Annotated in this window: 30 protein-coding genes; 22 read left to right on the top strand and 8 right to left on the bottom strand. The window is 67.7% G+C overall.

The window, feature by feature from the left end; translation table 11 throughout:
* Positions 1-11: 11 nt before the first annotated feature.
* The 4 genes from AC1DKV_RS28260 to AC1DKV_RS28275 all read right to left on the bottom strand — a co-directional run bounded on the left by AC1DKV_RS28260 (position 12) and on the right by AC1DKV_RS28275 (position 4,085).
* A complete protein-coding gene (locus AC1DKV_RS28260) occupies positions 12-923 on the bottom strand; it encodes a PhaM family polyhydroxyalkanoate granule multifunctional regulatory protein (RefSeq protein ID WP_477138480.1) in 912 nt (303 codons plus the stop codon).
* A 114-nt stretch (positions 924-1,037) separates the two neighbouring features.
* Complete coding sequence (locus AC1DKV_RS28265) at positions 1,038-1,895, bottom strand: enoyl-CoA hydratase/isomerase family protein (protein WP_477138481.1); 858 nt, start codon at positions 1,893-1,895, stop codon at positions 1,038-1,040.
* Between the two features lie 182 nt (positions 1,896-2,077).
* Positions 2,078-3,061, bottom strand: a complete 984-nt coding sequence (locus tag AC1DKV_RS28270) for a fumarylacetoacetate hydrolase family protein (RefSeq protein WP_477138482.1) — start codon at positions 3,059-3,061, stop codon at positions 2,078-2,080.
* Between the two features lie 67 nt (positions 3,062-3,128).
* Positions 3,129-4,085, bottom strand: coding sequence for a Bug family tripartite tricarboxylate transporter substrate binding protein (locus AC1DKV_RS28275; RefSeq protein WP_477138499.1), 957 nt, complete (start codon positions 4,083-4,085; stop codon positions 3,129-3,131).
* Between the two features lie 344 nt (positions 4,086-4,429).
* On the opposite strand from AC1DKV_RS28275, the gene AC1DKV_RS28280 reads away from it, so the two are divergent.
* From AC1DKV_RS28280 to AC1DKV_RS28295, 4 genes are all read left to right on the top strand, one after another.
* Positions 4,430-5,266 (top strand): IclR family transcriptional regulator, encoded by an 837-nt coding sequence (locus AC1DKV_RS28280; protein ID WP_477138483.1) that lies wholly within the window; start codon positions 4,430-4,432, stop codon positions 5,264-5,266.
* Positions 5,226-6,302, top strand: a complete 1,077-nt coding sequence (locus AC1DKV_RS28285) for a DUF3108 domain-containing protein (RefSeq protein WP_477138500.1) — start codon at positions 5,226-5,228, stop codon at positions 6,300-6,302. Before AC1DKV_RS28280 ends, AC1DKV_RS28285 begins: the two co-directional genes overlap by 41 nt.
* A 66-nt stretch (positions 6,303-6,368) precedes the next feature.
* Complete coding sequence (locus AC1DKV_RS28290) at positions 6,369-7,211, top strand: alpha/beta fold hydrolase (protein ID WP_441621241.1); 843 nt, start codon at positions 6,369-6,371, stop codon at positions 7,209-7,211.
* Positions 7,212-7,450: 239 nt separating this feature from the next.
* Positions 7,451-7,708, top strand: a complete 258-nt coding sequence (locus AC1DKV_RS28295; protein ID WP_017227282.1) for a BTH_I0359 family protein — start codon at positions 7,451-7,453, stop codon at positions 7,706-7,708.
* Positions 7,709-7,845: 137 nt separating this feature from the next.
* Here the strand turns inward: AC1DKV_RS28295 and AC1DKV_RS28300 are convergent, their stop codons facing one another.
* Complete coding sequence (locus AC1DKV_RS28300; protein ID WP_441621239.1) at positions 7,846-8,238, bottom strand: rhodanese-like domain-containing protein; 393 nt, start codon at positions 8,236-8,238, stop codon at positions 7,846-7,848.
* Between the two features lie 178 nt (positions 8,239-8,416).
* Here AC1DKV_RS28300 and AC1DKV_RS28305 point away from each other — a divergent pair, with 178 nt between their 5' ends.
* The 6 genes from AC1DKV_RS28305 to AC1DKV_RS28330 all read left to right on the top strand — a co-directional run bounded on the left by AC1DKV_RS28305 (position 8,417) and on the right by AC1DKV_RS28330 (position 14,548).
* Complete coding sequence (locus AC1DKV_RS28305) at positions 8,417-9,505, top strand: homocysteine S-methyltransferase family protein (protein ID WP_477138484.1); 1,089 nt, start codon at positions 8,417-8,419, stop codon at positions 9,503-9,505.
* A gap of 35 nt (positions 9,506-9,540) precedes the next feature.
* Positions 9,541-12,288 carry a methionine synthase gene (gene metH, locus AC1DKV_RS28310; protein ID WP_477138485.1) on the top strand — a complete coding sequence of 916 codons (2,748 nt, stop codon included), beginning with the start codon at positions 9,541-9,543 and terminating at the stop codon, positions 12,286-12,288.
* A 239-nt stretch (positions 12,289-12,527) separates the two neighbouring features.
* Positions 12,528-12,869 carry a hypothetical protein gene (locus tag AC1DKV_RS28315; protein ID WP_441650325.1) on the top strand — a complete coding sequence of 114 codons (342 nt, stop codon included), beginning with the start codon at positions 12,528-12,530 and terminating at the stop codon, positions 12,867-12,869.
* Positions 12,870-13,135: 266 nt separating this feature from the next.
* Positions 13,136-13,768, top strand: a complete 633-nt coding sequence (locus AC1DKV_RS28320) for a response regulator (RefSeq protein WP_477138486.1) — start codon at positions 13,136-13,138, stop codon at positions 13,766-13,768.
* A gap of 112 nt (positions 13,769-13,880) precedes the next feature.
* Entirely contained in the window at positions 13,881-14,288 is a 408-nt protein-coding gene (locus tag AC1DKV_RS28325; protein WP_477138487.1) for a response regulator, read from the top strand.
* A 116-nt stretch (positions 14,289-14,404) separates the two neighbouring features.
* Positions 14,405-14,548, top strand: a complete 144-nt coding sequence (locus AC1DKV_RS28330) for an entericidin A/B family lipoprotein (protein ID WP_477138488.1) — start codon at positions 14,405-14,407, stop codon at positions 14,546-14,548.
* A 167-nt stretch (positions 14,549-14,715) separates the two neighbouring features.
* On the opposite strand, the gene AC1DKV_RS28335 is transcribed toward AC1DKV_RS28330, so the two are convergent.
* Complete coding sequence (locus AC1DKV_RS28335; protein ID WP_477138489.1) at positions 14,716-16,185, bottom strand: CHASE3 domain-containing protein; 1,470 nt, start codon at positions 16,183-16,185, stop codon at positions 14,716-14,718.
* A 312-nt stretch (positions 16,186-16,497) separates the two neighbouring features.
* On the opposite strand from AC1DKV_RS28335, the gene AC1DKV_RS28340 reads away from it, so the two are divergent.
* The 4 genes from AC1DKV_RS28340 to AC1DKV_RS28355 all read left to right on the top strand — a co-directional run bounded on the left by AC1DKV_RS28340 (position 16,498) and on the right by AC1DKV_RS28355 (position 18,204).
* The gene (locus AC1DKV_RS28340) at positions 16,498-16,671 is read left to right on the top strand and encodes a DUF1328 family protein (RefSeq protein WP_441621223.1); all 174 of its coding nucleotides are present in this window, start codon (positions 16,498-16,500) and stop codon (positions 16,669-16,671) included.
* Positions 16,672-16,756: 85 nt separating this feature from the next.
* Positions 16,757-16,918, top strand: coding sequence for a DUF1328 domain-containing protein (locus AC1DKV_RS28345; RefSeq protein ID WP_020206329.1), 162 nt, complete (start codon positions 16,757-16,759; stop codon positions 16,916-16,918).
* Positions 16,919-17,010: 92 nt separating this feature from the next.
* Entirely contained in the window at positions 17,011-17,448 is a 438-nt protein-coding gene (locus tag AC1DKV_RS28350) for a glycine zipper domain-containing protein (RefSeq protein ID WP_477138490.1), read from the top strand.
* A gap of 159 nt (positions 17,449-17,607) precedes the next feature.
* Positions 17,608-18,204 (top strand): ferritin-like domain-containing protein, encoded by a 597-nt coding sequence (locus AC1DKV_RS28355; protein ID WP_441621219.1) that lies wholly within the window; start codon positions 17,608-17,610, stop codon positions 18,202-18,204.
* A 272-nt stretch (positions 18,205-18,476) separates the two neighbouring features.
* Here AC1DKV_RS28355 and AC1DKV_RS28360 read toward each other — a convergent pair whose 3' ends face one another.
* A complete protein-coding gene (locus AC1DKV_RS28360; RefSeq protein WP_477138491.1) occupies positions 18,477-18,797 on the bottom strand; it encodes a DUF1840 domain-containing protein in 321 nt (106 codons plus the stop codon).
* Positions 18,798-19,011: 214 nt separating this feature from the next.
* Between AC1DKV_RS28360 and argS the strand changes: the two genes are divergently transcribed.
* The 5 genes from argS to AC1DKV_RS28385 all read left to right on the top strand — a co-directional run bounded on the left by argS (position 19,012) and on the right by AC1DKV_RS28385 (position 24,219).
* Entirely contained in the window at positions 19,012-20,805 is a 1,794-nt protein-coding gene (gene argS / locus AC1DKV_RS28365; protein WP_477138492.1) for an arginine--tRNA ligase, read from the top strand.
* A 124-nt stretch (positions 20,806-20,929) separates the two neighbouring features.
* Complete coding sequence (locus tag AC1DKV_RS28370) at positions 20,930-21,700, top strand: SPOR domain-containing protein (protein ID WP_477138493.1); 771 nt, start codon at positions 20,930-20,932, stop codon at positions 21,698-21,700.
* Between the two features lie 79 nt (positions 21,701-21,779).
* Complete coding sequence (locus tag AC1DKV_RS28375) at positions 21,780-22,418, top strand: thiol:disulfide interchange protein DsbA/DsbL (protein ID WP_477138494.1); 639 nt, start codon at positions 21,780-21,782, stop codon at positions 22,416-22,418.
* 155 nt (positions 22,419-22,573) lie between these two features.
* Positions 22,574-23,374 (top strand): SDR family oxidoreductase, encoded by an 801-nt coding sequence (locus AC1DKV_RS28380; RefSeq protein WP_477138495.1) that lies wholly within the window; start codon positions 22,574-22,576, stop codon positions 23,372-23,374.
* 8 nt (positions 23,375-23,382) lie between these two features.
* The gene (locus AC1DKV_RS28385; RefSeq protein WP_477138501.1) at positions 23,383-24,219 is read left to right on the top strand and encodes a helical backbone metal receptor; all 837 of its coding nucleotides are present in this window, start codon (positions 23,383-23,385) and stop codon (positions 24,217-24,219) included.
* A 33-nt stretch (positions 24,220-24,252) separates the two neighbouring features.
* Here the strand turns inward: AC1DKV_RS28385 and AC1DKV_RS28390 are convergent, their stop codons facing one another.
* On the bottom strand, positions 24,253-25,326 hold the full coding sequence (locus AC1DKV_RS28390; RefSeq protein ID WP_441650322.1) for an MBL fold metallo-hydrolase: 1,074 nt from the start codon (positions 25,324-25,326) through the stop codon (positions 24,253-24,255).
* A gap of 215 nt (positions 25,327-25,541) precedes the next feature.
* Here AC1DKV_RS28390 and AC1DKV_RS28395 point away from each other — a divergent pair, with 215 nt between their 5' ends.
* The 3 genes from AC1DKV_RS28395 to AC1DKV_RS28405 all read left to right on the top strand — a co-directional run.
* Positions 25,542-25,979 carry a MerR family transcriptional regulator gene (locus tag AC1DKV_RS28395; RefSeq protein ID WP_441621205.1) on the top strand — a complete coding sequence of 146 codons (438 nt, stop codon included), beginning with the start codon at positions 25,542-25,544 and terminating at the stop codon, positions 25,977-25,979.
* Positions 25,980-26,095: 116 nt separating this feature from the next.
* On the top strand, positions 26,096-26,575 hold the full coding sequence (locus AC1DKV_RS28400) for a PaaI family thioesterase (RefSeq protein ID WP_441650321.1): 480 nt from the start codon (positions 26,096-26,098) through the stop codon (positions 26,573-26,575).
* A 45-nt stretch (positions 26,576-26,620) separates the two neighbouring features.
* Positions 26,621-26,828 (top strand): acyl-CoA dehydrogenase family protein (locus tag AC1DKV_RS28405; protein WP_477138496.1); only part of this gene is annotated, 208 nt, incomplete at its 3' end.

A 26,828-nucleotide genomic window follows, 5' to 3' on the forward strand; every position in this document is an offset into this window, starting at 1 on the left:
CGGGCGCTGCCTCAGCTTTCGTCGCCGGGCGAGCTGTCCGGCTTGGCGGTGGCGGGTGTCTTGCTTGCCGGCCGCTTGGCCGGTGCCTTGGCCGGGGTCTTGCTCGCGGGCTTGGCGGGCGCCTTGCCGGCGGGTTCCGCCGCGGCTTTCGTGCCGGTCTTTGCGCCGGTCTTTGCGCCAGTCTTTGCAGCGGATTTCCCGGCGGGCGCCTTTTTTGCCGGCTTGGCCGTGCCGGCCGCCGCCTCGCCGCGCGGCGCCGTCGCCGGCGTGGCCGGTGCGGGCTCGGGCGTGGCCGCGCCCGGCATGCCGAAGCTGCCGAGGTTGCCGAACGGATTCAGGCTGGAGGTGGCGGCGCTGGCGGCGATCTGGTTGAACTGCTGCTGCAGCATGTCCCACCAGATGCCGGCGTTGGGCGCCGCGGCGCCTTCGTGGCTGCCGGCTTGGGCGGCCCCGGCCTCGGGTGCATCGGCGGCTTCGGGCTGCCCTTCCTCGGGGCCGTTGTCTTCCTCGTCCTCGTTTTCTTCCACCGTGGGCTCGGGGCGCGCGCGGAACGGCGGCGACGGCTCCTCCTTGCGCTGGTGCGGCGGCACGGCGCTGGGCGCGTTGGCGGCACGCGCCACGTTTTCCATCGCGCTTTGCATGGCCTCGGGCGAGAGCGCGCTGCCGAAGGTCTGCAGCGCCACCAGGGTGGCGCGCTGGACTTCCAGGCCCTGGATGGTGGTGCGCAGCAGGTTCACATTGAGCTGCAGCCAGCCTTCCACCGCCTTGAGGTCCTGGATGCGCTTCTCCAGCTCTTCCAGGTCCATCGGTGGGGTCATGGCCTGCAGGCCGGGCATCAGGCCGCCGGGCATGCYGGCAGCACTGCCCCACATCTTGCGCAGGAACTCGAAGCCGTTGGTGAAATCAGGAATCTGGCCAAACATGGTCACTCGCCTCCGAGGGGTCGGCAGCCGGCATGGCCGGCTGCGGGGGTCGAACTACTTTAATCGGATTGCATCAAGCGGACTGCATCAACGGACTGCAACAAGCGGACTGCCTCAATCGAACTGCGGCGGCCGCTTTTCCCGCAGGCTGGCCACGCCTTCCTGCACGTCGGGGCCGGCAAAGCCCATGAATTCAAGCGCCAGCGAGCTGTCGAACGACGGGCCCGCCATGCGCAGCCAGTTATTGAGCGCGTACTTGGTCCAGCGGATCGCGGTCTGGGAGCCGGCGGCCAGCCGGCGCGCCACGTCGAAGGCGCGCTCGACCAGTTCCGACTCGTCCACCACCAGCGACACCAGCCCGATGCGCTCGGCCTCTTCGCCGCTCACCGACTCGCACAGCATCAGATAGTACTTGGCCTTGGCCATCCCGCACAGCAGGGGCCACACGATGGCGGCATGGTCCCCGGCCGCCACGCCCAGCCGGGTATGGCCGTCGACGATGCGCGCGTTCCTGGCGGCGATCGAGATATCGGCCAGCAGCCCTGCCACCAGGCCGGCGCCCACGGCYGGGCCGTGCATGGCGGACACGATGGGCTTGTCGCAGTTGATGACGTTGTAGACCAKGTCGCGCGCCTCGTGCCATACGCGCGTGCGGGTGGCGAAGTCGTTGGCCATGTCCTCGACCAGCGAGAGGTCGCCGCCGGCCGAGAAGCCCTTGCCTTCGCCGCGGATCAGCGCCACGCGGATGTCGGGGTCGGCGGAGACGTCGCGCCAGATCTCGGCCAGCTCGCGGTGCATATTGGCGTCGGCGGTGGCCAGCTTGCGGTTGGCCGACTGGTCCGCGCCCATCACGATCTCGAGGATGGGCCCGTGCTGGCGCAGGGTCAGCGCGCTGTAGCGGGCATAGCGCGGCGAAAGCGGCGGGGTGCCTTCGGGAGCGGGGGGCGGGGCTTGCGGGGGGAGTGCGGACATGGGCTGCGATGGCCTTGGCCATTCCATAGTGGAGCGTGGGCCGGGCCGCGCCAGGCGGCCCGGGGCGCCGCCGGCGGCTGCGGATCCGGTGATCGCGCAACCGGTGGCAATTCGCCAACCGAGCGGTCGGTAAATTATAAGCACGTCGGCCGCGCCGCCGCCAGCGGCCGCCGTGCGTCGTCTCAGCTGCGCGCCGACACCAGCTGGTCGATGGCGCCGAACACCGAGTGGCCCTGCGCGTCGAACATCTCGATCTTGACCGCGTCGCCGAACTTCATGAAGCCGGTGACGGGCTGGCCACCGTCGATGATCTCCAGCATGCGCTTCTCGGCGATGCAGCAGTAGCCCTTGCTGCGGTCCACGTTGGAAATCGTGCCCGAGCCGACGATGCTGCCGGCGCGCACATTGCGCGTCTTGCAGATATGCGCGATCAGCTGGCCGAAATCGAACACCATGTCGGTGCCGCAATCGGGCCAGCCCACTTTCTTGCTGTTCCAGTGCACCGTCATCGGCAGGTGCACGCGGCGCTCGCGCCAGGCTTCGCCCAGCTCGTCCGGAGTCACCGCCACCGGCGAGAACGCCGTGGCCGGCTTGCTCTGGAAGAAGCCGAAGCCCTTGCCCAGCTCGGCCGGGATCAGGTTGCGCAGCGACACGTCGTTGGCCAGCAACAGCAGGCGGATGCCCTCGGCGGCCTGCGCGGGCGTGGCGCCGGCCTTGACGTCGCCGGTGATGACGGCCACCTCGGCCTCGAAGTCGATGCCGTGGGCCTCGCTGGCGCACACGATATCGTCGTGCGGGCCGAGCAGGTCGTCGGAGCCGCCCTGGTACATCAGCGGATCGGTCCAGAACTCGGGCGGCATCTCGGCGCCGCGCGCGCGGCKCACCAGTTCGACGTGGTTCACGTAGGCGGAGCCGTCGGCCCACTGGTAGGCGCGCGGCAGCGGCGCCATGCAGGCACGGGKATCGAAGGCGAAGGGATGGCGTCCGCGGCCGGCGTTGAGGGCGTCGTAGACGTCCTGCAGCTGCGGCGCATAGAAGTTCCAGTCGTCCAGCACGGCCTGCAGCGTGCCGGCGATATCGTTGACGTAGTGCGCGGTCTTGAGGTCGCGCGAGACGACCACGAGCTGGCCGTCGCGCGAGCCGTCCTTGAGGGTGGCGAGTTTCATGTATTCGGGAACATTGGGACAAAGCGGGTGCCGCGCCGGCGCMATGCGGGGCCGGCGCGGCGGCCCGCTAGTCTACCGTGATGCCCTTGGCCTTGATCAGTTTGCCCCAGCGCTCGGACTCGGCGCGCGCATATTGCGCGAATTCCTCCGGCGTGCCCGACACCGGTTCCACGCCGATGCCCTCGAAGCGCTTCTGCACGTCCGGGCTCTTGAGCGCCTTCACCAGCTCGGCATTCAGGCGCGTCACCACCKGGCGCGGCGTGCCCGCCGGCGCCACCACGCCCTGCCAGGCGTAGGCCTCGAAACCGGGCACGCCGGCCTCGGCCACGGTCGGCACCGTGGGCAGCGCCGGCAGGCGCCGGGGCGTGGCCGCGCCAAGCGCGCGCACCTTGCCTGCCACGATGTTCTGCTGGCCTGCCGCGAGGTCCAGGAACATCAGGTCGACCTGGCCCGCCAGCAGGTCCTGCACTGCCGGTGCCGCGCCCTTGTATGGCACGTGCGTCATCTTCGTGTGGGTCTGGTCCATGAACAGCTCCATGGCCAGGTGATGCGGGCTGCCGGCGCCCGGCGAGGCGAAATTGACCTTGCCCGGGTTCTTCTGCGCATACTCCACCGCCTCCTTGAGCGTGCGCGCCGGGAAGTTCGGCGTGGCGACCAGGATCAGCGGAAAGCGCGCCACCATGCCCACATGCACGAAGTCCTTGTCGGCGTTGTAGGGCAGCTTCTTGTAGAGTGACGGGTTGGCCGCCAGCGTGGCGGTGTCGGCGGTCAGCAGGGTGTAGCCGTCGGGCCGGGCGTGCGCCACCGCGTCGGCKCCGACGATGGTGGCGGCACCGGGGCGGTTGTCGATCACCACCTGCTGGCCCAGCGCCGGCGTGATGGCCTGGCCGAGCGTGCGCGCCACCACGTCGGTGCCGCCGCCGGCGGGGTAGGGCACMACCCAGCGCACCGGCTGGCCCGGCCAGTTGTCCGCGGCGCGCGCCGGCTGGCCGGTCGCGATGCCCAGCGCCAGCATGGCGAGCATGGGCAGTGAACGGGCCAGCGGGGAGCGGCGTTGGCGGCAGTCGGAACGTGGGGCGGAAAGGCTGGCGGCAGCATCGCCGCGGGGCGCAAGGCGGGTCATGGTTGTCTCCGGTTGGAAGGCGGCCGCGCCGCGCCATGTACTTTGCATGGCGCATGCCTGCGACGGCTCGTCGTGCGCACAAAGTCTACCCACGGATTAAAAATTGGTAAATCGATTTCGCTATAGTAAATTTATGGCTAAGGTGGCACCKCGCTTCCCGGAGTTGCTCCCGGCAGTGTGATGCGCCGTGCCTTTATCCGCTTTGCCACTTGGTAGCCCTTTGTTGAGTAGCCCTTTGTTGCCGCATGACCGAACCTGAAGAAGACGATTCCAAGCTGCGCTCCGGCATCCAGTCGATCGAGGTCGGCTTCAAGCTGCTGCAGGCGCTGGCCGTATCGCCGCGCGCCATGATGCTGCGCGACCTGGCCGCCGCCGCCGACATGAACCCCGCCAAGGCCCACCGCTACCTGGTCAGTTTCCAGCGGCTGGGCATGGTGGTGCAGGATCCGGTCGGCGGGCGCTACGACCTCGGGCCCTTCGCGCTGCAGCTTGGTCTGGCCGGGCTGAACCGGCTCGATCCGGTCAAGAAGGCGCGCCCGATCCTGTCGCAACTGCGCGACGAGATCGACCAGACCATCGGCATCGCCGTGTGGGGGAACCACGGCCCGACCATCGTGCACTGGGAAGAGTCCAGCCACCCCGTGACGGTGAGCCTGCGGCTGGGCGATGTGATGCCCATGCTCAACTCCGCCACCGGCCGTCTCTACGGCGCCTACCTGCCGAAACAACAAACGCGGCCGCTGGTCGAACGGGAACTGGCGGAGCGCGGCCATGACGAGCTGCCGGAGTTGCCGCGCTCGCAGGCCGACTACGACGCGGTCTGCGCCGAAGTGCGGGCCAATGGCGCGGCGCGGATCAAGGGTGGCGTGCTGCCGGGCATCAACGCTTTCTCGATGCCGGTGTTCGATGCCAACGGGCATGTCGCCATGGCCCTGATCGTGCTCGGCGCGCAAAGCGTATTCGATGCAGAATGGGGCGGGKCGGTGGACCGCCGCGTGCGCGATATCGCGCGGCAGATTTCTTCGGAGCTTGGTTATCTTGGTGGCAGCCCGACGCACGGGCCAGACGGCCTCTCGCGATAGACCTGTCTCGCGCCGCCTGCGCTGGGCGGCGGCGCTTGCATTGGTGCTGGCCGTGCATCTTGGCGTGGTGGCCGGCCTGATGGGCATCCGCGGGCCGCATATCGACCCGTCCGGCATGCCGCCCATCGAGGCGGTCCTGCTGGCGCCGCCCGCGCCGCCCCTGGAAAAGGCGCGGCCGCCTGCGCCTGCCGCGCAGAAACACCGTCCTGTGCGGGCGCCGGCCGAGGCCACCCCGCCACCCGAGGCGCCGCCCGAAGCTGCCGAGGCCCCCGCGCTGCTGACCGGTCCGGCCKGCCCCGCCATGGCAAGCGCCGGCGGCACGGCGGGCAGCGCCGCCTCGGCGCCTGCCTCCGCCGCGGCGTCTGCGCCCGCCGCCGAGGCTGCCGACAACGTTCGCTATGCGGCGCCGCCGTCGATGCTGTTGCACTACGCCAGTTTCGTCAACGGCATCCAGAATCCGGACGGGCTGATCCGCTGGCAGCATGACGGCAGCCATTACCAGCTGGCGGTAGAGACACGCGTGCTGTGGTTCCGCTTCGCCTTCCACAGCAACGGCGCACTTGGCGAGCATGGCCTTGCGCCCGAACGCTACGAGGAAAGCCGGCGCAATCGCGTGGAGGCGGCCCGCTTTGACCGCGCGGGGGCGACGCTGGTATTCGAAGGCCGCAACAAGCAGGTGCCGCTGCCGCCTGACGCGCAGGACCGCTTCAGCGTGTTCCTGCAACTGGTGGGCATGGTACGCGGCACGCCGCAGCGCTATGCATCGCCGGGCGTGACCGAGACGTTCGACGTGGGCGATACGCGTGACCTGGAGCCCATGCAGGTGCAGTATGTGGGGGAAGAGGACGTCGAAGCCGCGCAGGGTTCGGTGCGCGCCAAGCATTTCGTGCGCCTGCCGCGGCATGCGGGCGACCGGCGCCGCGTGGAAGTGTGGCTGGCGCAATCATTGCAATGGATGCCGGTGAAACTGCGGCAGACCGAGCCCGACGGCACGCAGATCGAACTGGTCTACCGCGACAGCGAAGCGCTGCGCTGATTCATCGTGCCGCGGCCCGCGGGCCGAGGTGGTTCACCGTGTCGTACCCACTTCCGGAGATCCGTCATGCATGCCCTCCAGCCACCATCCGAAACCCGCCGCGTGCGCGTGGGCGATGTCAGCCTGCACGTGCGCATCGACGGAGGCGACGGCCCCTGGGTGATTCTGGCGCATGCGCTGGGCGCCAACCATACCTTGTGGGACGCCACCGCGCGGCACCTTGCGCCGCGCTACCGCGTGCTGCGCTACGACCTGCGCGGCCACGGCCAGAGCGACGCGCCGATCGGTGCTTACTCGATGATCCGGATGGCCGACGACGTGGCTGGCCTGATGGACGCGCTGGCGGTGCCGGAGGCGCATTTCGCGGGGGTGTCGGTGGGCGGCATGATCGGCCAGACCCTGGCGCTGCGGTATCCGGAACGGATGCTGTCGCTGACGCTGGTCGATACCGTCAACCGCACGCCGCTCGAAGCGCACCAGATGTGGCACGACCGCATMGGGCATGTGGAGGCGCACGGCATGGCGGGCGTGGCCGACAGCACGCTGGAGCGCTGGCTGACCGCGCCGTTCCGCGCCGCGCATGCGCACGAGGCGCAACGCGTGCGCGAGATGCTGCTGGCAACGCCAGTGCACGGCTACGTGGGCACGGGGCTGGCGATCATGGCCTTCGACCTGGCCGGTGCGATCGCGCGCATCCATTGCCCCACGCTGGTGGTGACCGGAGAAGAGGATCAGAGCGCGCCGCCGGCGATGGCGCGGGAGATCGCCGGCGCCATTCCCGCCGCGCGCCTCGAGATCCTGCCGCAGGCCGCGCATCTGTCGCATATCGAACAGGCCGGGCGCTTCCACGCCGTGCTCGATGCCTTTCTGGGCAACGCCGCGTGCGGTGCGCAGTGTGCCGCACCCTGAGGAAATATCTTTTCCGCTCTAACTTAAGAACTTGCGCAGACGGCCGTTGCCCAACATAGTGAGGGAACGCTTGTGAGAAGTTAGAGCGGTCATTCAAGCGGTTCGCCGACGCAGAATCTTGAAAACCAGGCGAACACCCTCAGCTTGGAGGTGAAATCGCGGAGGGCAGCCGGGCACCATGCCGGCAGACTGAACAATGGTTGGCCCCCCGCTTACCCATGACAGCCCGGAGGTGTGCCATGCAAATGATCTACAACAGCGACAATTATTGCATCGTCGAGTTTGGTGCGGATGTCGAGCATGCGCCTCTTGCCTCGGGCGGCTATGAAATCGTCGACAAGAACCTGAAACGCGAGATTTTTCTCGGCGGCCAGATGGCCGAGAGCTTTCGCGCGGACGTGAAGCGTCTGATTGAAAGCGAGCCGTCGGTGGAAGAGGTGGATGATTTCCTCGGAAAGTTCGATACGGTGATGACCCATCCGCTGGTAATGCACTAAACGCATCATGCGCCCGGCCGTGGCCGCTGCCTCTGCATTGCGCAAGGTGGTGCCGGAGCCGGTCCGAGCCAGGCAGGAAAGCCCGTGCACAGCGCGGGCTTTTTGATTTTCGGCCACCCGCGAGTGGCGGTGGCGTCCTAGTACTGCTCCCAGGCCAGCCCGGCGTGGCGCCAGCCGTTGAGCGTATTGCGGTGTCGCTCGGCGTCCAGGTCGCCTTCGAAGCCGTGCAGCACATTGAAGACGGTAGTGAAGCCGGCGCCCTCCAGCGCGCGCGCCGCCGCCGAAGAGCGGTTGCCGCTGCGGCAGATCAGCAGCACCGGCCGCGCCGACGCCTGGCCGGCCAGCTTCTTCACCGCCTGCACGAAATGCGGGTTCACTTCCCAGTCCGGGCCGTCGTTCCACGGCACGTTGTGCGCGCCCTTGGGGTGGCCGACGAACAGGTATTCCATCTCGCTGCGGCAATCGATGAAGAGTGCGTCGGGCGAATCGGCAAGCAGGGCTTGCGCGTCGCCGGGGCTGAGGTGTTGCATGGGCAGGGTTTGCGTTGGCATCGCGTTGGTGGACGGGTTTGCCCAGTGTAGGGCCGTGCCCTGCCGGGCCGCAACAGCCAGGCGACGCAGGAGGCCTTTGGCGCCGGCCCCATCCAATCCGCAAACCAWTGATGTAACTGATAAAATCGACCTCTTTTCCCTGCCGCAGAAGCCCCTCATGAGCGCCKCCCCAAGTTCCGCCTCGCAGCCCGCCGCGCGCCCCCCGGCGCGCCCCTACACCCGTGCGGCCAGTCTGCCCGCCCTGCTGCGCGAGCGCATCCTGATCCTGGATGGCGCTATGGGCACCATGATCCAGCGCTACAAGCTGTCCGAGGCCGACTACCGCGGCGAACGCTTTGCAGGCCACCACGTGGACGTCAAGGGCAACAACGAACTGCTGCTGCTGACCCGCCCGCAGGTCATCAGCGAGATCCACGAGCAGTACCTGGCCGCCGGCGCCGACCTGATCGAGACCAACACCTTCGGCGCCACCGCGGTCGCGCAGGAAGACTACAAGATGGCGGACCTKGCCTACGAGATGAACGTCGAGGCCGCCAGGCTGGCGCGCGCCGCCTGCGACAAGTACAGCACGCCCGACAAGCCGCGCTTCGTGGCCGGCGCCTTCGGCCCCACGCCCAAGACCGCCAGCATCTCGCCTGATGTCAACKACCCCGGCGCGCGCAACGTCACCTTCGAGGAACTGCGCAAGTCCTACTACGAACAGGGCAAGGCCCTGCTCGAAGGCGGTGCCGACGTGTTCCTGGTCGAAACCATCTTCGACACGCTCAACGCCAAGGCCGCGCTGTTCGCCATCGACCAGCTGTTCGAGGACACCGGCGAGCGCCTGCCCGTGATGATCTCGGGCACCGTGACCGATGCCTCCGGCCGCATTCTCTCGGGCCAGACCGTGGAAGCATTCTGGTACAGCCTGCGCCACGCGCGCCCGATCACCTTCGGGCTGAACTGCGCGCTCGGCGCCACGCTGATGCGCCCGTACGTCGCCGAGCTGGCCAAGGTGTGCGACGCAGCCATTTCGTGCTACCCGAACGCCGGCCTGCCCAACCCGATGAGCGAGACCGGCTTCGATGAAACGCCGGAGGTCACCTCGTCGCTGGTGGAAGAGTTMGCGGCCTCCGGCCTGGTCAACCTGGTCGGCGGCTGCTGCGGCACCACGCCGGACCATATCGCCGCCATCGCGCAACGGGTGGCCAGCAAGAAGCCGCGCGCCTGGYCCGGCCAGTACCGTGACGCCGACATCGCGGCGTGAACATGCATCGCGAGCCTACAGAACAAGATCAAGCCATGACCAACGATACCCTGCMGCCGCGCCCGATGCGCCTGTCCGGCCTCGAGCCCTTCACCATCGACGAGGACACGCTCTTCGTCAACGTCGGCGAGCGCACCAACGTCACCGGCTCCAAGGCCTTCGCCCGCATGATCCTCAACGGCCAGTTCGACGAGGCCCTGGTGGTGGCGCGCCAGCAGGTCGAGAACGGCGCGCAGATCATCGACATCAACATGGACGAGGCCATGCTGGACTCCAAGGCCGCCATGGTGAGGTTCCTCAACCTGATCGCCTCCGAGCCCGATATCGCGCGCGTGCCCATCATGCTGGACTCGTCCAAGTGGGAAGTGATCGAGGCCGGCCTGAAGTGCGTGCAGGGCAAGCCCGTGGTCAACTCGATCTCGCTCAAGGAAGGCGAGGAACAGTTCCGCCATCACGCCGGGCTGATCCGCCGCTACGGCGCGGCTTCCGTGGTGATGGCCTTCGACGAGAAGGGCCAGGCCGATACCTTCGCGCGCAAGACCGAGATCTGCAAGCGCAGCTACGACATCCTGGTCAATGAAGTCGGCTTCCCGCCCGAAGACATCATCTTCGACCCGAACATCTTCGYGGTGGCSACCGGCATCGAGGAGCACAACAACTACGCGGTGGACTTTATCGAGGCCACCGCCTGGATCAAGCAGAACCTGCCGTACGCCAAGGTCAGCGGCGGCGTGTCMAACGTATCGTTCTCGTTCCGCGGCAACGACGCGGTGCGCGAGGCCATCCACACCGTGTTCCTGTACCACGCCATCAAGGCCGGTATGGACATGGGCATCGTCAACGCCGGCCAGCTCGGCGTGTACGACCAGCTTGACCCGGAGTTGCGCGAGCGCGTGGAAGACGTGGTGCTCAATCGCCGCGAGGACAGCACCGACCGCTTGCTGGAAATCGCCGACCGCTTCAAGGGCGGCGGCGCCAAGAAGGAAGAGAACCTGCTGTGGCGCGGCACGCCCGAGAACCCGGTGCCGGTGGGCGACCGCCTTTCCCACGCGCTGGTGCACGGGATCACCACCTTCATCGTGGAAGACACGGAAGAAGTGCGGCAGATCGTGGAGGCGCGCGGCGGCCGTCCGATCGAGGTGATCGAAGGCCCGCTGATGGACGGCATGAACATCGTGGGCGACCTGTTCGGCGCCGGCAAGATGTTCCTGCCGCAGGTGGTCAAGAGCGCGCGCGTGATKAAGCAGGCGGTGGCGCACCTGCTGCCCTACATCKAGGAAGAAAAGCGCCTGCTGGCCGAGGCCGGCGGCGACGTGCGCGCGCGCGGCAAGATCGTCATCGCGACGGTCAAGGGCGACGTGCACGATATCGGCAAGAACATCGTGTMGGTGGTGCTCCAGTGCAAYAACTTCKAAGTGGTCAACATGGGCGTGATGGTCCCGTGCMACGAGATCCTGGCGCGCGCCAAGGTCGAGGGCGCGGACATCGTSGGCCTGTCCGGGCTGATCACGCCCTCGCTCGAGGAGATGGCCTACGTCGCCTCMGAGATGCAGCGCGACGACTACTTCCGCATCAAGAAGATCCCGCTGCTGATCGGCGGCGCCACCACCTCGCGCGTGCACACCGCGGTCAAGATCGCGCCGCACTACGAAGGCCCGGTGGTCTACGTGCCGGACGCCTCGCGCTCGGTGAGCGTGGCGTCGAGCCTGCTGTCCGATGAAGGCGCGGCGCGCTACCTCGACGAGCTGAAGTCCGACTACGAGCGCATCCGCCACCAGCACGCCAACAAGAAGGCCACGCCGATGGTGACGCTGGCGCAGGCGCGCGCCAACAAGACGAAGGTGGACTGGAGCGCCTACGTGCCGCCCAGGCCCAAGTTCGTCGGCCGCCGCATCTTCCGCAACTACGACCTGGCGGAGCTGGCCAACTACATCGACTGGKGCCCGTTCTTCCAGACCTGGGACCTGGCCGGCAAATTCCCCGACATCCTCAACGACGAGATCGTCGGCGAGTCCGCGCGCCGCGTGTTCTCGGACGGCAAGGCCATGCTGGCGCGCCTGATCCAGGGCCGCTGGCTGACCGCCAACGGCGTGCTGGCCCTGCTGCCGGCCAATACCGTCAACGACGACGATATCGAGATCTATACCGACGAGAGCCGCAGCCAGGTCGCGCTGACCTGGCACAACCTGCGCCAGCAGAGCGAGCGCCCGGTGATCGACGGCGTGATGCGGCCCAACCGCTGCCTGGCCGATTTCGTCGCGCCGAAGGACAGCGGCATCGCCGACTACATCGGCGTGTTCGCGGTCACCGCAGGTATCGGCGTGGACAAGAAKGAAGCGCAGTTCGAAGCCGACCACGACGACTACAGCGCGATCATGCTGAAGTCGCTCGCCKACCGCCTGGCCGAAGCCTTCGCCGAATGCCTGCACGAACGCGTGCGCAAGGATTTGTGGGGCTACGACGCCGGCGAGGTGCTCACCAACGACCAGCTGATCGAAGAGCGCTATCGCGGCGTGCGCCCGGCGCCGGGCTACCCGGCCTGTCCGGAGCACACGGTCAAGGCGCCGATGTTCGAGTACCTCAATGCCGCCGAGATCGGCATGGGCATCACCGATTCGCTGGCCATGACGCCGGCCGCCTCGGTGAGCGGCTTCTATCTTGCGCATCCCGAGTCGACGTATTTCTCGGTGGGCAAGATCGGCCAGGACCAGCTMGACGACATGGTCGAGCGCCGCGGCGAGGAACGCAGCGTGCTCGAGCGCGCGCTCGCGCCAAACCTGTAACCGCATCTGGCCGGCGGCGGCGGCAATTTGCCTTGCCGCGCCGCCGCAAGCCGTTGGGTACGCAGGGCAAACGGCCTGCCGGGCAGCACCGCGCGGCTTTGTAAGTTCTTCACTACTCCTTACAAGGCATTACATCTCCTAACAGACCGCGCGGCGCCGCGTCCATAGACTGGGGGCTCACATCAAGTGAACGCCGCAGCGAATGTTTCGCCGCGGAGCTAACTGCAAGGAGCCTCTCCATGAACAAACTGCTGATCTCCCTTTCCGCTCTCTCGATCGCTGCCGCTTCCTCGCTGGCCATGGCGCAAGGCACCGGAGTCGATGCGAAGGCAGGCGCCACCGGCGCCATGGCGGCGCCCGCGATGAGCGCGCCCGCAGACAAGGGTGCAGCGGCCGGCGCAGGTGTGAACGCGGGCGTGGGCGCTGACACGGGTGCGGATGCCAAGATTGGCGCCGACGCGCAGGCCAAGGCCACCGCCAAGACCAAGAAGCACGCCAGCCATGCCAAGGCGAAGAAGGGCGGGGCTGCCGCTGACACCAGCGCTGCAGCGGACACCGGCGCGGCGGCCAAGGTCCAGTAAGGACCGGCAAGCATGGCGCGACCGGCCAGCCCGCGCGGCTGGCCAGTCTGCGGCGGCCACGCCGGCGCGCGGACCTGCCCACGGGGCGACGCGACGAAGGGACGGGTTTCACCCCGTCCMTTTTTTCTTTTGCCCCAGAGCCGCGCCATGTCAGTCTTACACCGACAGTCTCGCGGCTTTGTAACCACTACAATGTTTTTGTCCACTGGCCCAGTGGGCCAGCCCGCCCTCCCGGAGAGCGGCGCATCCAAGCCCAGGGAGATACCATGATTCGCGTTCTGATCGCCGACGATCACCAGATCGTGCGCGCCGGTCTGCGCCAGTTCATTTCCGATGAACCCGATATCCGGGTGGAAGGGGAGGCTGCCAGCGGCGATGAAGTGATGACCCGGCTGCGCGAGCGCGAATTCGACGTGATCGTGCTCGATATCTCGATGCCCGACCGCAACGGCATCGACGTGCTCAAGATGCTGCGCCAGCGCCATCCCGCCCTGCCGGTGCTGATCCTGTCCACGTACCCCGAAGAGCAGTACGCCATCAACCTGATCCGCGCGGGCGCCTCCGGCTACCTGACCAAGGAGAGCGCGCCCGACGACCTGGTCAAGGCGATTCGCACCGTGGCCCAGGGCCGCCGCTATGTCAGCGCGACGGTCGCGGACCTGCTGATCGGCGGGCTGGAGAAGCCCACCGACCAGCCCTTGCACCAGACCTTGTCCAAGCGGGAATTCCAGATCTTCTGCAAGCTCTCGCGCGGGCAGTCGGTGTMGGTGATCGCCGATGAACTGTTCCTCAGCGTCAAGACGGTCAGCACGTACCGTTCGCGCATCCTGGAAAAAATGGGCATGAAGACCAACGCGGACCTGACCTACTACGCGATCAAGAACGGGTTGGTGGAGTAACTTGGTCAAGGCGCCGGGGAGGCCAGCGCGGCGAGAAAACGCCGATTGCCCGACACGCCTGTAGGACGGACCCCGATAGTCTGTTTCTATATTCGGTTGCTACCATTGAATCATGTTGGATCAAGCTGCGKCCCCCTCGTATCGTGCGCTGCGGGTCCTGCTCATAGAGGACTCGGCGGTCCTGCGGGGTATGTTGCTCGAGTACCTGAACGCGTTTCCGTTTGTCGAGGTCGTGGATTGGGCGGACACCGAAAGCTCGGCACTGCGCCTCTATGAGGCGGGCAGGTACGAGGTCGTCATCGTCGACCTGCAACTCAGGCAAGGCAATGGCATCAATGTGCTGCGCGGCATGCGGAAGTCCGAGCCCTCGGGCATCCGCATCGTGTACACCAACCATGCGCAGGTGCCGACCTACCGGCGCCAGTGCGCCGAGGCCGGGGCGGACTATTTTTTCGACAAGTCACTCGAGCTGGAGCAGGTGTTTCGCGTGATCGAGGAGTACGCGCAAGCGGGCGCTTGAGCTTGTCATGGCTTCCGGTCATCGCTTGCGGGGCCGGCCGCCCCGGGCGGCCGTACCGTTTTACCAGCAGTTCCTCCCGCGGCGAGTCCGCGTCAACCTAGAGCAAGGAGAGAAACATGAGAAAGCTAATGGCGCTGTTTTGCCTGGCGGGTGTCGTCCTGGTGACAGGCTGCAACACAGTATCGGGCGCAGGCAAGGATATCGAACGCGGCGGCGAAAAAATGCAGGGTGCCGCCCAKGATACAAAGCAGAAGATGTAAGCCATGCCGGTGCCGTCGCGGCGGGCGCCAGGGCGTCTCCCGCGCGGCTTCCGTGGCCTTTTCACCGCAGCATTTTTGCCGCGGACGAGTAAACGGAAACGGCGGACGCAAGCACGTCCGCCGTTTCCGTTCGTGCCTGCGCTGTCGCCTGGCCCGGTCGCGCGGGCCTAGCCTTGCCCGCTCGGCGTCCCGGCGGGCGGCGGCGCGACCTCGCCCGCGGGGGGCGGCACTTGCGCGGGGGCGTCGCCGGATGCCTCATCGTCATGGCGCTCGGGCGCCACGATGGCGTCGGTCAGCGGCACCTCCACGCGGATGGTCACGCCGGCGCCGGGTTCGGATGCAATGTCGATCGTGCCGCCGAGCGCAATCACGCGCTGCTCCATGCCCAGCAGGCCATGATGTCCCACCGCGCGGCGTGTTTCGAAATCGGGCGGCAGGCCGCGGCCGTCATCGCTCACCTGCAGCGTCAGCACGCCGTCCATATTGTCCAGCGTGATGGTCACGAGCCGGGCTTCGGCGTACTTGCTGGCATTGGTCAGCGATTCCTGCACGATGCGGTAGAGCGCGATGGCGGCGTCGTCGCGCAGCGGCGGTACCGTCTCGCCGAGTCGTACGTCGGCCTCCCACTGGTTGCGCGCCGCCACCTCCTCGGCGAGCTGGCCGATGGCTTCCTTCAGGCCCAGGTTGAGCAGCACCGTGGGCCGCAGGTCCTCGATCAGGCGCCGCTTGATCTGGATGCCCTGGTCCACATGCAGCATGATGCGCGTGAGCTTTTCCTTCACGTCGGGATGCGAGTCTTCCACGCGGCGGCGCACCCAGTGCATGTCGAGCTTGGTGGCCGTCAGGATGGCGCCGAGTTCGTCGTGCAGCTCGCGCGCCAGGCGCGTCTTCTCATCCTCGGTGACGCGCTGCAGGTGGGAGGCGAGTGCGGACAGCTGGCGCGTGCGTGCGCGCACCATGCGGTCCAGCCGGGCGCTTTCTTCTTCGAGCTCGCTGCGCGCGGCTTCCGACACCGCCATGCGGCGCGAATGCTGCAGCCCGACCACGATCAGCAGCACGATATTGATCGCGGTCAGCAGGCCGATGCCGTAGCGCGACAGCGCCAGGTCGCGGTCGGCATACTCCAGGCTGCGCGACACGGAGCCGGATTCGCGTGCGAGCAGGGATTCGAGCCCGCGCCGGGCGTTGTCCATGGTCTGCTTGCCGAAGTCCGTGCGCACCAGGTCGAGCGCCACTTCCACGTCGCGCTTGCCATAGATCAGCGTCAGGTCCATTTCCGTGAGCTTGCGGTTGACCGCGATGGATGCCGCGGTGAACAGCTTGAGCGCTTCCGGGTCGTCGGCATAGCGGCTGCGCAGCGCGGCCATCAGCGCATTGATATGCGGCAAGGCCTGGTAKTACGGCTGCAGGTAGCTTTCCTTGCCGGTCAGCAGGAAGCCGCGCTGGCCGGCCTCGGCATTGACCAGCTCGCCGATCAGCGAAGTGATCTGGCCCTGTACCTGCTGCGACTGGATCACTTGCGTATAACCCTGGCGCAGGCGGATGTTGCCTGCCTCGGATGCCATCAGCACCACCACCGTCAGCAAGATGCCGCCCGCCAGCAGCAGCGTGGAGCGCAACATGGATTGCTTGAGCATTGTCAGTTCCCGATGTGGGGCGCGGTCCGACACCGCTCGCCGGCCACGTCGCGGCGCCATGCGATGGGGCCGGTTGTCGCGCACCCTGTCTGCGACGATGGAAGCACATCGGCGGCCCCCGGTCAACCTGCGGCACGGCCGGCGGCGCCCGCCAGCCCGGGCCCGCGCGGGTGCTGTAGGAATCCACTGACATCTGAATCGGTGGGCCAGCGGTRCCTGCCCCGTGACCCGGTTTCTACCATTGAGCCATCAGCTAGTCACGAGCTTGCGCCCCCTGCGCAAGTCAGCCAGCGAAACGAGAGGAGAACGTCGATGCTCAAATGGGCGCTGATTTTTGCCGTGGTTTCCCTGATTGCCGGCCTGCTCGGCTTTACCGGTATTGCCGCTGGCGCGGCCGGCATCGCCAAGGTCCTGTTCTTTATTTTCCTGGTGCTGTTCGTGCTGTTCCTTGTCCTGGGCGCGACCGTGTTCAAGGCGGTGAAATAGCCGGTCGCCATCGCCGGGGTCCTGCTGCTGCCGGCGCGCTGCGCCCGCTGGCGCGACAGGCAAGCCAATCTAGGGAGTTGCCATCATGTTGCACTACGCACTCGTATTTTTCGTCATCGCCCTGATCGCCGCGCTGTTCGGCTTCGGCGGCATTGCCGCGGGGGCGGTGGAGATCGCCAAGATCCTGTTCTTCATCTTCCTGGTGGTCGCCCTCGTGACCTTCGTGATCAGCCTGGTCAGGCGATAGCCGAGAACCGGGCGGTGCCGCGGCCGGCTGGCCGCGGGCCGGACCGGACCGGAGATGAAACCGTGAATGAAGACAGACATGGAGATAAACCTATGCTGACCCACAACCCGAAGGTGAAGAAAGAATTCACGCACCTGGCCGACAGCGCCGGGAACACGGTGCGCCAGATGCGGCTCGCCGCGCGCGACACCCGCAGCGCCGCCCGCGATGCTGCCAGTCCCGTGGCCGAGGAGGTGCKGTCCCTGATCGCGCAGCTCGAGCACACCATGGAGGTGCTTGGCCGCGAAGGGTCTTCCGAAGCCGTGCAGGCGGGACGACGGCTGCAGGATCGTACCCGCGCGCTGGCCGAGCATCTGCGCCAGGCCACCCTCGACGGTGCCAGCCGCGCCCGCGAGCGGGTCGACTTCGCCGTGGAAGGCGTGCAGCAGCGCGTAGTGGAGTCGCCGCTCAAGGCGGTCGGCATCGCGGCGGCGGTCGGTGCCTTCGTMGGCTTGCTGCTGGCGGTCAACGGCCGCGCCAGGAACGACTGAGGCTACCCGCGCGGCCGCCTGCGCCTGGCGGGGCGGCCGTTGTTTCCTCGGGCCCGCKGGCGCGCCGGCAAGTTGCCGCCAGGCAGAGGCCCGCCGCAAATAGCCCTTCGACCCCTTCGCGCTTTCCCACAGCCGCATTCCCACAGGAGCATCACAGTCATGGACACCCCTGTCACCGAGAGACCCGCCGGCAAGGGCGCGGCACCGGCCCGCAACGAGCAAGGCGCCAGCGGCGGCTTCCTGACGGATGTGAAGACGTTGCGCGACCGCGCGCGCAAGCACATCGAGGATGGCGCCGTGACGCAGAACTACGACGCCGACCGCGCCACCGTGCTCAAGCTGCTCAACGAAGCGCTGGCCACCGAGCTGGTCTGCGTGCTGCGCTACCGCCGCCACTACTTCATGGCCAAGGGCATCCACGCCGAGCCGGTCGCCGCGGAATTCAAGGTGCATTCCGATGAAGAGCAGGCCCACGCGGATCGCATCGCCGCGCGCATCGTGCAGCTTGGCGGCGCGCCCGATTTCGCGCCGGACACGCTGTCGGCGCGCAGCCATTCCGAGTACGTCGAAGGCAAGTCGCTGACAGACATGATCAAGGAGAACCTCGTCGCCGAGCGGATCGCGATCGAGAGCTACCTGGAAATGGTGCAGTACATCGGCGAGCGCGACCCGACCACGCGCCGGATGCTGGAAGACATCCTCGCCGTCGAGGAAGAGCATGCCGACGAACTGTCGGACATGCTGGAAAAGGGCTGAACCCGGCGCCGGGATGAAAGTGCCGCATGCAGCACGTCGTGTGGCGGCGGCGCCTTCCTTGTCCGCACCGAAGCTGATTTCTCCCCCTTGCGGATCCCCTCCCTGATCCGGCAGGCCCGGCATCCTCGCCGGGCTCTTTTTTTGGCCCGCCGACGTGCGGGGCATCCCCGCGGGGCTCCGGCGTCCCGGCCTGGGCCGCGGCAGGCCGCGTCGGCTGCGGCCAGATGCGACAAAGCCCGCGTCAGCGGGCTTTGCGCGGCGGGCGGGGCGCGCTAGACGCCCCAGAGTACATCGGTGTTCTCGCGCTGGGAGGCGCGCAGCATATCGAGGAAAGGATAGGCGCGCTGGCCCAGGTGCAGCGGCTCGTCCTCCTCTTCGTCCTGCTTGCCCGGCGTTACCGACGATTCGGCCGGGTGCACCCGCTTGGCGTCCGTCACGGCGGCTTMGAGCTTGTGGATGGCGCGCGGCATTTCTTCGGCGGTGATCACCCCGCGCTCTCCCAGGTGCTTGCCGATAATCCCGAGGAGCGTGACAGCCAGATCCCTCATCATGATCAGGTCTTGCGCCGCATGGGATTTGAAGGTGATCAGCATGATATTTCCTTTMCTTGACTACAGCGAAGTGACAAGATCGCGCGGCATGTCCKGGATTCGGGCGGGGGCGCGCAACGGCCGGTTTCGGGCTCGCTGCATGATGTCAGCATAGCACCTGATAAAATTCCGCGTTCTGCAATTCATTGCCTGCCACGCGACGCCGCATCCACATGCCGCGCCGGCGCCGGACAACCGCCCCAGGGCCACGACATTCATGCTGCCTGTTCAGACCTCCAATCTCGCCGCTGCGTTCCTTGACGCCGTGCGCGCCCTCGCTCCGGCCGACGCCACGCTGCCCGCCGTGACCTTCGAGCGCCCCAAGTCCGCCGCCCACGGCGACCTTGCCTGCAACCTGGCCATGCAGGTTGCCCGCGCGCTCAAGCGCAACCCGCGCGAGCTGGCCCAGCAGATCGTCGATGCCGTCAAGGCCGATGCGCGCACCGCGGACCTGGTGGCCGGCATGGAGATCGCCGGCCCCGGCTTCATCAACCTGCGCCTGACACCGGCGGCCAAGGCCGACGTGCTGCGCGCCGTGCTGGAGCAGGGCAACCGCTACGGCGCCCAGGAGCAGGGCGTGCACGGCAAGGTGCTGGTGGAGTTCGTCTCGGCCAACCCGACCGGCCCGCTGCACGTGGGCCACGGCCGGCAGGCGGCGCTGGGCGACGCCCTGGCCAACCTGCTGGACTGGCAGGGCTTCGACGTGCACCGCGAGTTCTACTACAACGACGCCGGCGTGCAGATCCAGACCCTGGCGGTCTCGGTGCAGGCGCGCGCGCGCGGCGTCAAGCCGGGCGACGCCGGCTGGCCCGAAGCGGCCTACAACGGCGACTACATCGCCGACATCGCCGCCGACTTCCTGGCCGGCAAGCGCGTGCGCGCGTCCGATGGCGACGAGGTGACGGCATCGGGCAACGCCGAGGATATCGACTCGATCCGCAAGTTCGCCGTGGCCTACCTGCGCAACGAGCAGGACATCGACCTGCGCGCCTTCGGCGTCAAGTTCGACCGCTACTACCTGKAATCGTCGCTGTACACCGACGGCAAGGTCGAAGCCGCCGTGCAGTCGCTGATCGCCAAGGGCAAGACCTACGAGAACGAAGGCGCGCTGTGGCTGCGCACCACCGACGACGGCGACGACAAGGACCGCGTCATGCGCAAGGGCGACGGCACCTACACCTACTTCGTGCCGGACGTGGCGTACCACACCACCAAGTGGGATCGCGGCTTCGCCAAGGTCATCAACGTGCAGGGCAGCGACCACCACGGCACCATCGCGCGCGTGCGCGCCGGCCTGCAGGGGCTGGAGATCGGCATTCCGGCGGGCTACCCCGACTATGTGCTGCACAAGATGGTCACCGTGATGAAGAACGGCGAGGAGGTCAAGATCTCCAAGCGCGCCGGCTCCTACGTGACCGTGCGCGACCTGATCGAGTGGAGCAACGGCGCCGAGGGCGGCGAGACCATCCGCGGCTGCCTGGACGCGGGCGTGGCCGACTGGCCGTCGCACTTCACGCGCGGGCGCKACGCGGTGCGCTTTTTCCTGCTGTCGCGCAAGGCGGATACGGAGTTCGTGTTCRATGTCGACCTCGCGCTCAAGCAAAACGACGAGAACCCGGTGTACTACGTGCAGTACGCGCACGCCCGCATCTGCTCGATCTTCGAATCGTGGGGCGGCGCGGACTGGGAAGCGAAGCTCGCCACGCTGGCCGGCACCGACCTGGCGCCGGTGACGGGCGCCGGCGCAAGCCCGCAGGCGCTCGCCCTGGGGCAGCGCCTGGCCGACTTCCCTGACATGCTGGCCGCGGCGGCAACCGAGCTGGCGCCGCATGCGGTCGCCTTCTACCTGCGCGACCTGGCCGGGGATTTCCATGCCTTCTATAACGCTGACCGCGTGCTGGTGGATGACGAACCGGTCAAGCTGGCGCGCCTGGCGCTGCTGGCCGCCACGCGCCAGGTGCTGCGCAACGGTCTGGCGGTGATCGGCGTCTCCGCGCCGCAGCGCATGTAAGCGCACGCGGACCGCGGCCGCGCCGGGCACCGCCCGGCGTGGCCACGCGTGTCGCCCTGACCACAGACAGTGATGCGCGGACCGGCGCAGGCTCTATAATCGCGCCATCACGCTAGAGGAATTCATGCAACAGCAACGCAAGCGCGCCCCGCGCAATGCCAGCCGCGCGCCGCAGCGCGGAGGTACGTTCCTGGGACTGGTGCTGGGCCTGATCATCGGCCTGGCGATCGCGGTGGTGGTCGCCTTGTACATCACCCGCTCCCCCGCGCCATTCCAGCAGAAGAACGGACAGAAGCCKGCCGACCCCGGCAATGTCGTCAGCAGCCTGCCCACGCCGGCGCAGGACGCGCCGAGCGATCCCAACAAGCCGCTGTGGAGCAAGACGCCGGCCAAGCCGGTMGGCCCCGCCGCCGAACCCGAGCAGCCCGCCGGGCCGGCGCCCACGGCCAGGCCGGCCGAGCGCCCGCAGCCGCCCGTGGTCGCGACCCGTCCGGCCGACAAGCCCGMCGAGCGGCCCGCCGACAAGCCGGCTGAAAGGCCCGCCGAGAAGCCGGCCGACAAGGTTGCGCAGAAGCCCGTCGACAAACCGGCGGAAAAACCCGCCGAGAAGCCGGTCGCCGATCCCATCGCCGAGATCGCGCAGGCCGATGCCAACAAGGTGGGCTACCTGCTGCAGGTGGGTGCCTTCCGCTCGCAGGACGACGCCGACCGCCAGAAGGCCAACCTGGCCATGCAGGGCTTCGAAGCCAAGGTCACCGAGCGCGATGTCAACGGCGTGAAGCTGTATCGCGTGCGCCTGGGGCCGTTCAACAAGATCGAAGACATGAACCGTTCGCGCGACCGCCTGCAATCGTCGGGTTTCGAAGCGTCGGTCATCCGCTTTACCAAGCAGTAATACAACCCGGGGCGTCCGCTGAACCGGAACGCCCCGCCGCTGTCATACGCTCATCGCMCATCCTCGAAAGTCGCGTCATATGAAGAAACTCGCCACCTTGTTCGCCACGCTGGTCGCCGTGACCGGTTTCCTGATGAACGCGCCCGCGCAGGCGGCCGCACCCACCGCGGGCAAGGAATACCAGGTCMTGAAGGCACCGCAGCCCGTCACTCAGGGCAAGATCGAAGTCACCGAATTCTTCTGGTACGGCTGCCCGCACTGCTTCGACTTCGAACCCGAGCTCGAGGCATGGGTGAGCAAGCAGGGCAAGGACGTGGTGTTCAAGCGCGTGCCGGTCGCCTTCCGCGACGACCTGCTGCCGCACACCAAGATCTTCTACGCGCTGGAAGCCATGGGCAAGCTCGACGCCATGCACGGCAAGGTCTTCAGCGCCATCCACGTGGACCGCAAGCGCATGCTCGACCCGAACGAGATCGCTGACTTCATGGCCAAGAACGGCATCGACCGCAAGGCCTTCCTCGATGCCTACAACTCGTTCWCGGTGACCACCAACACGCAGCGCGCCAACAAGATCGCCGACGCCTACAAGATCGACGGCGTGCCGACCGTGGTCGTGCAGGGCAAGTACGTGACCTCGCCGTCCGTCGCCGGCACCAAGGCCGCCGCCATCCAGACCATGGACTTCCTGGTCGGCCAGGTGCGCGACAAGAAACTGTAATACCCGTTGCGGCGCGCGCGGGCCAGGCGGCCGGCGCGCCGCGCGTTCGACCGGCAGCGCCGGCGCCGGCTTGGCGCAACGGCGTCCGGACTGCGTCGGGGCGGGTCTGCCGGCATGACGATGTTGCGGTTTTCCCTGGACCCCTCCCCATCCCGATGCGAGCATTGAAAGTCTTCCTCACCGGCGCGTCGAGCGGACTCKGCCAGGCCCTGGCGCGCGAGTACGCCKCGCAAGGCGCCATCCTCGGGCTGGTTGGCCGGCGCGAAGACGCGCTGCGCGAGCTGGCCGCCAGCCTGCCCAATCCCAATGCGGTGCGCGTCTATGCCGCGGATGTGCGCGACGCCGCCTCCATGCGGGCGGCCGCGCAGGATTTCCTCGATCATTTCGGCTGCCCTGACGTGGTGATCGCCAACGCCGGCGTATCGGTGGGTACCGTTGCCAGCGAGCGCGAGGATCTCGAAGCCTTCCGCATGGTGATGGACACCAACTGGTTCGGCGTGCTCACCACCTTCCAGCCCTTCATGCAGCCCATGCGCGCGCGCGAGCCCGGCGCCGGCGGCTGGCGCGGCACGCTGGTCGGCATCGCCAGCGTGGCTGGCGTGCGCGGCCTGCCCGGGGGCGGCGCCTACAGCGCGTCCAAGTCCGCCGTCATCAAGCTGCTGGAGAGCCTGCGCCTGGAACAGCGCCGCGAGCGTATCCGCGTGGTCACCATTGCGCCCGGCTACATCCGCACGCCGATGACCGAGCACAATCCCTATCGCATGCCTTTCCTGATGGATGCCGACGATTTCGCCCGCAAGGCCGTGCGCGCCATCGCCGCGGGCCGGCGCTTCGCCGTGGTGCCGTGGCAGATGGGCGTGGTCGCCTCCATCCTGCACCTGATGCCGCGCTGGCTGTACGACGCGCTGTTCGCCCGCGCGCCGCGCAAGCCGCGCGGGCAGGGCCGCCAGCCGTGACCCCAGCCATCGCCTGGCAGGACGCCGCCGGCGCATGGCACGGCGCGGCCGGCGGCGAGGCCSGCATCGCCTCGCTGGTGCCGTCGGTGACCGAACTGCTGTTCGCGCTCGGGCTCGGGCCGCAGATGGTGGCGCGCACCGGCTTCTGCATCCACCCGGAGCCGGCCGTGCGCGCCGTCGCCAAGGTGGGCGGCACCAAGGACGTCAGGCTCGAGCGCCTGCGTGCGCTGGCGCCCACCCACGTCATCGTCAATATCGACGAGAACCGCCGCGAGACGGTCGACGAGATCCGCGCCTTCGTGCCCGGCGTGATCGTCACCCACCCGTGCGCGCCCGAGKACAACCTCGCGCTGTACCGGCTGCTGGGCGGCATCTTCGGCCGCGCCGCCGAAGCCGAAGCACTGTGCGGCGCGCTGCGGTCGGTGCTGGCGCAGGTGCAGGCCAGGCAATGGCCCGCGCGCCGGGTGCTCTACGCGATCTGGCAGGACCCCTGGATGACGGTGTCGCGCGATACCTATATCAGCAGGATGCTGGCGCTGGTCAACTGGCAGACCTGGCCTGCGGCCGACACGCTGCCGGAAGCCTGCGTKGATGGCGACTGCAGCCGGCCCAATGCGCCCGGGACGCGCTATCCGAGCTTCCGCTGGAGCGACGCGCTGGTGCGCGAGACCGACCTGGTGCTGTTGTCCACCGAGCCCTATCGCTTCACCGAGGCGCATGTCGATGCGCTGGAGCGCCAGCTCGGCAAGGAGGTCCTGCTGGTGGATGGCGAGATGGTGTCCTGGTACGGCAGCCGGGCCGTGGACGGCGTGCGCTATCTGACGGAGCTGGCCGGGCAGCGCTAGCGCGCCCGCCCGGCCKGGCCCGGCGGCATGGCGTCAGGCCCTGAAGCGCACCACGCCGTCGTCGCCGGTTTCCCTGCGCACCTCCCCGGCATGCCACAGCAGGTGCAGGTGCGCCAGCGCCTCGCCCATGGCGAAGGTCATCTGGTGGATATCGAACTGCCGGTTGAAGATMACGCCGACGATGTCATGCGCGTTGCATGCCTTCTGCGCGCACGCCGCGCGCGTTTCGGCCAGGCGGTCCACGTGGTGCTCGCGCAGTTGCCGGATACGGGTGTGCAGGTTGCGGAACGGCTTGCCGTGCGAAGGCAGGATCAGCACGTCTTCGGGCAGCGGCTCGTACTTGCCGAGCGAATCCAGATACAGCTTGAGCGGGTTGGCTTCCGGTTCCATGTCGAACACGCTGACATTGGTGGAAATGCGCGGCAGCACGATGTCGCCGGAAATCAGCACGTTGCTGGCGGCGTTGTAGAGCGCCACGTGTTCGGGCGCGTGCCCGAAGCCGGTGATCACGCGCCAGCCGGAGCGCGCCGCGTCGGTGCCGATATGCACGGTGTCGCCTTCCATCAGGCGGCGGTACTGGGTGGGCAGGTCCGGCACCAGCGACGGGTAGTAGCTCTTGCGCGCGCGCAGCTTCTCCAGGCTGTCGGGGTCGGTCAGGCCGTGGCGGGCGAAATGGCTGGCGGCGAAGTCGCCGCCGGCGTTGGAGCCGGCGCCGGTGCCGCTGCCCATCACGCGCGCGTTCATGTAGTCGCCCAGGCTCATCCACAGCCGCACGTCCCAGCGCTTGCACAGCCAGTGGGCCAGGCCGATGTGGTCCGGGTGGCAGTGCGTCGCCAGCACGCGCAGCACGGGCAGGCCCTCGAGTTCGTTGGCGAATATGGTTTCCCAGTGCGCCTTGATGGTGTCGTTGGTGATGCCGCAGTCGATCACCGTCCAGCCCTCGCGGCCGTCGAGCCGGTCGCGCAGCAGCCACAGGTTGATATGGTCCAGGGCAAAAGGCAGCGGCATGCGCAGCCAGAACACGCCGGGCGCGACTTCCATGCGGGAGCCGGCAGTGGGCATGGCTTCGCCAAACGGGTATTGGAGCTGGTGTTCGAGTGCGTTCATGGGAGTCTCTCTGGTCCGAAGCCCTGTGCGCGCGGCGCGGCGCGCAGGCGGGCTTTCTTGTCGTCGTGCCGGCAGCCGCGKAGGTCGGCCGCACGGCATGGTTGCCAGCCGATTTGATTKACGCTAACGTTAACGTCAACMAAAACGGGCTTCTGCCATCTTAAGCGAAAACTTCATTCTGCACCGAACGATCGTTCACTTTTTACCGGGCCCCCATGCCAGCTTCGCCAGCCACGCCGACCTACACCATCACCGATCTTGCCCGCGAGTTCGATGTGACGCCCCGCGCCATCCGCTTCTACGAGGACCAGGGGCTGCTCTCGCCCGAGCGCGAAGGGCCGGGCGGGCGCAAGCGTGTCTACAACGGCCGCGAGCGMACCCGCCTCAAGCTCACGCTGCGCGGCAAGCGCCTCGGCCTGACGCTCAACGAGATCCGGGAGATCCTCGATCTGTACGAATCGCCGCGCGACACCGCGCCGCAGCTCGAGCGCTTCCTGCATTCCCTGGCCCTGCACCGCGGCACGCTGGAGCGCCAGCTCGAAGACCTGCAGGCCCAGCTGGCCGAGATCGACCAGCACGAGCAGCAATGCCGCGCCTTGCTCGCCGCMCAGTCCGGTGCGGACGACGCAGCAATCGGTGTGAAAAGTGCCTGATGCGCTGTTTTCGCGGCGCTGCCGCCGGATTTAGTTGACGTTTACGTAAACGTAAATAAAATAGCTTCGCAACCCGCCCGGCACCGGCAATGCCCCGGMAAAACAGAGGAGAATCCATGCCCGCAGCCTCCGACCCCACCATCGATCACGCTTCGGAAACAACGCTCGGCGCCGCCCGCATGGACGCCATCGCCACCAGCTTCTCGCGCCAGGGCCTGATGACCGCGTTCGGCGCGGCGCTGACGCGGGTCGAGCGCGGCGAGGTGGAGATCGCCATGCCGTGGTCCGAGGGCGTGACCCAGCAGCATGGCTTTTTCCATGGCGGTGCGGTGGGCGCGCTGGCCGACAGTGCCTGCGGCTACGCGGCCTTGTCGATGGTGGCCGACGGCGAGGCCGGCCTCACCGCCGAGTACAAGATCAACCTGCTGTCGCCCGCGCAGGGCGAGCGCCTGATCGCCGTGGGCCGCGTGCTCAAGCCGGGCCGCACCCTGATCGTGGCGCAGGGCGAAGTCTTCTGCGAGAAGGGCGGCGTGCGCAAGCAGGTGGCCACCATGCTGATGACGCTGTGCGTCGTTCGCACGCTCGGCCACGTATGAGATCAAGACACAACGGATCGCACGGATAACGACAAGGAGACCGCCATGACTGAGTTGCCCGGCCTGAATTTCCGCCTCGGCGAAGACATCGACATGCTGCGCGCGAGCGTGCGCAACTGGGCGCAGGCCGAACTGGCCCCGCGCGCCGCCKAGATCGACCGCACCGACCAGTTCCCGATGGACGCCTGGAAGAAGATGGGCGACCTGGGCGTGCTGGGCATCACGGTGGCCGAGGAATACGGCGGCGCCAACA

The organism is Cupriavidus sp. 05T41, from assembly GCF_056396525.1.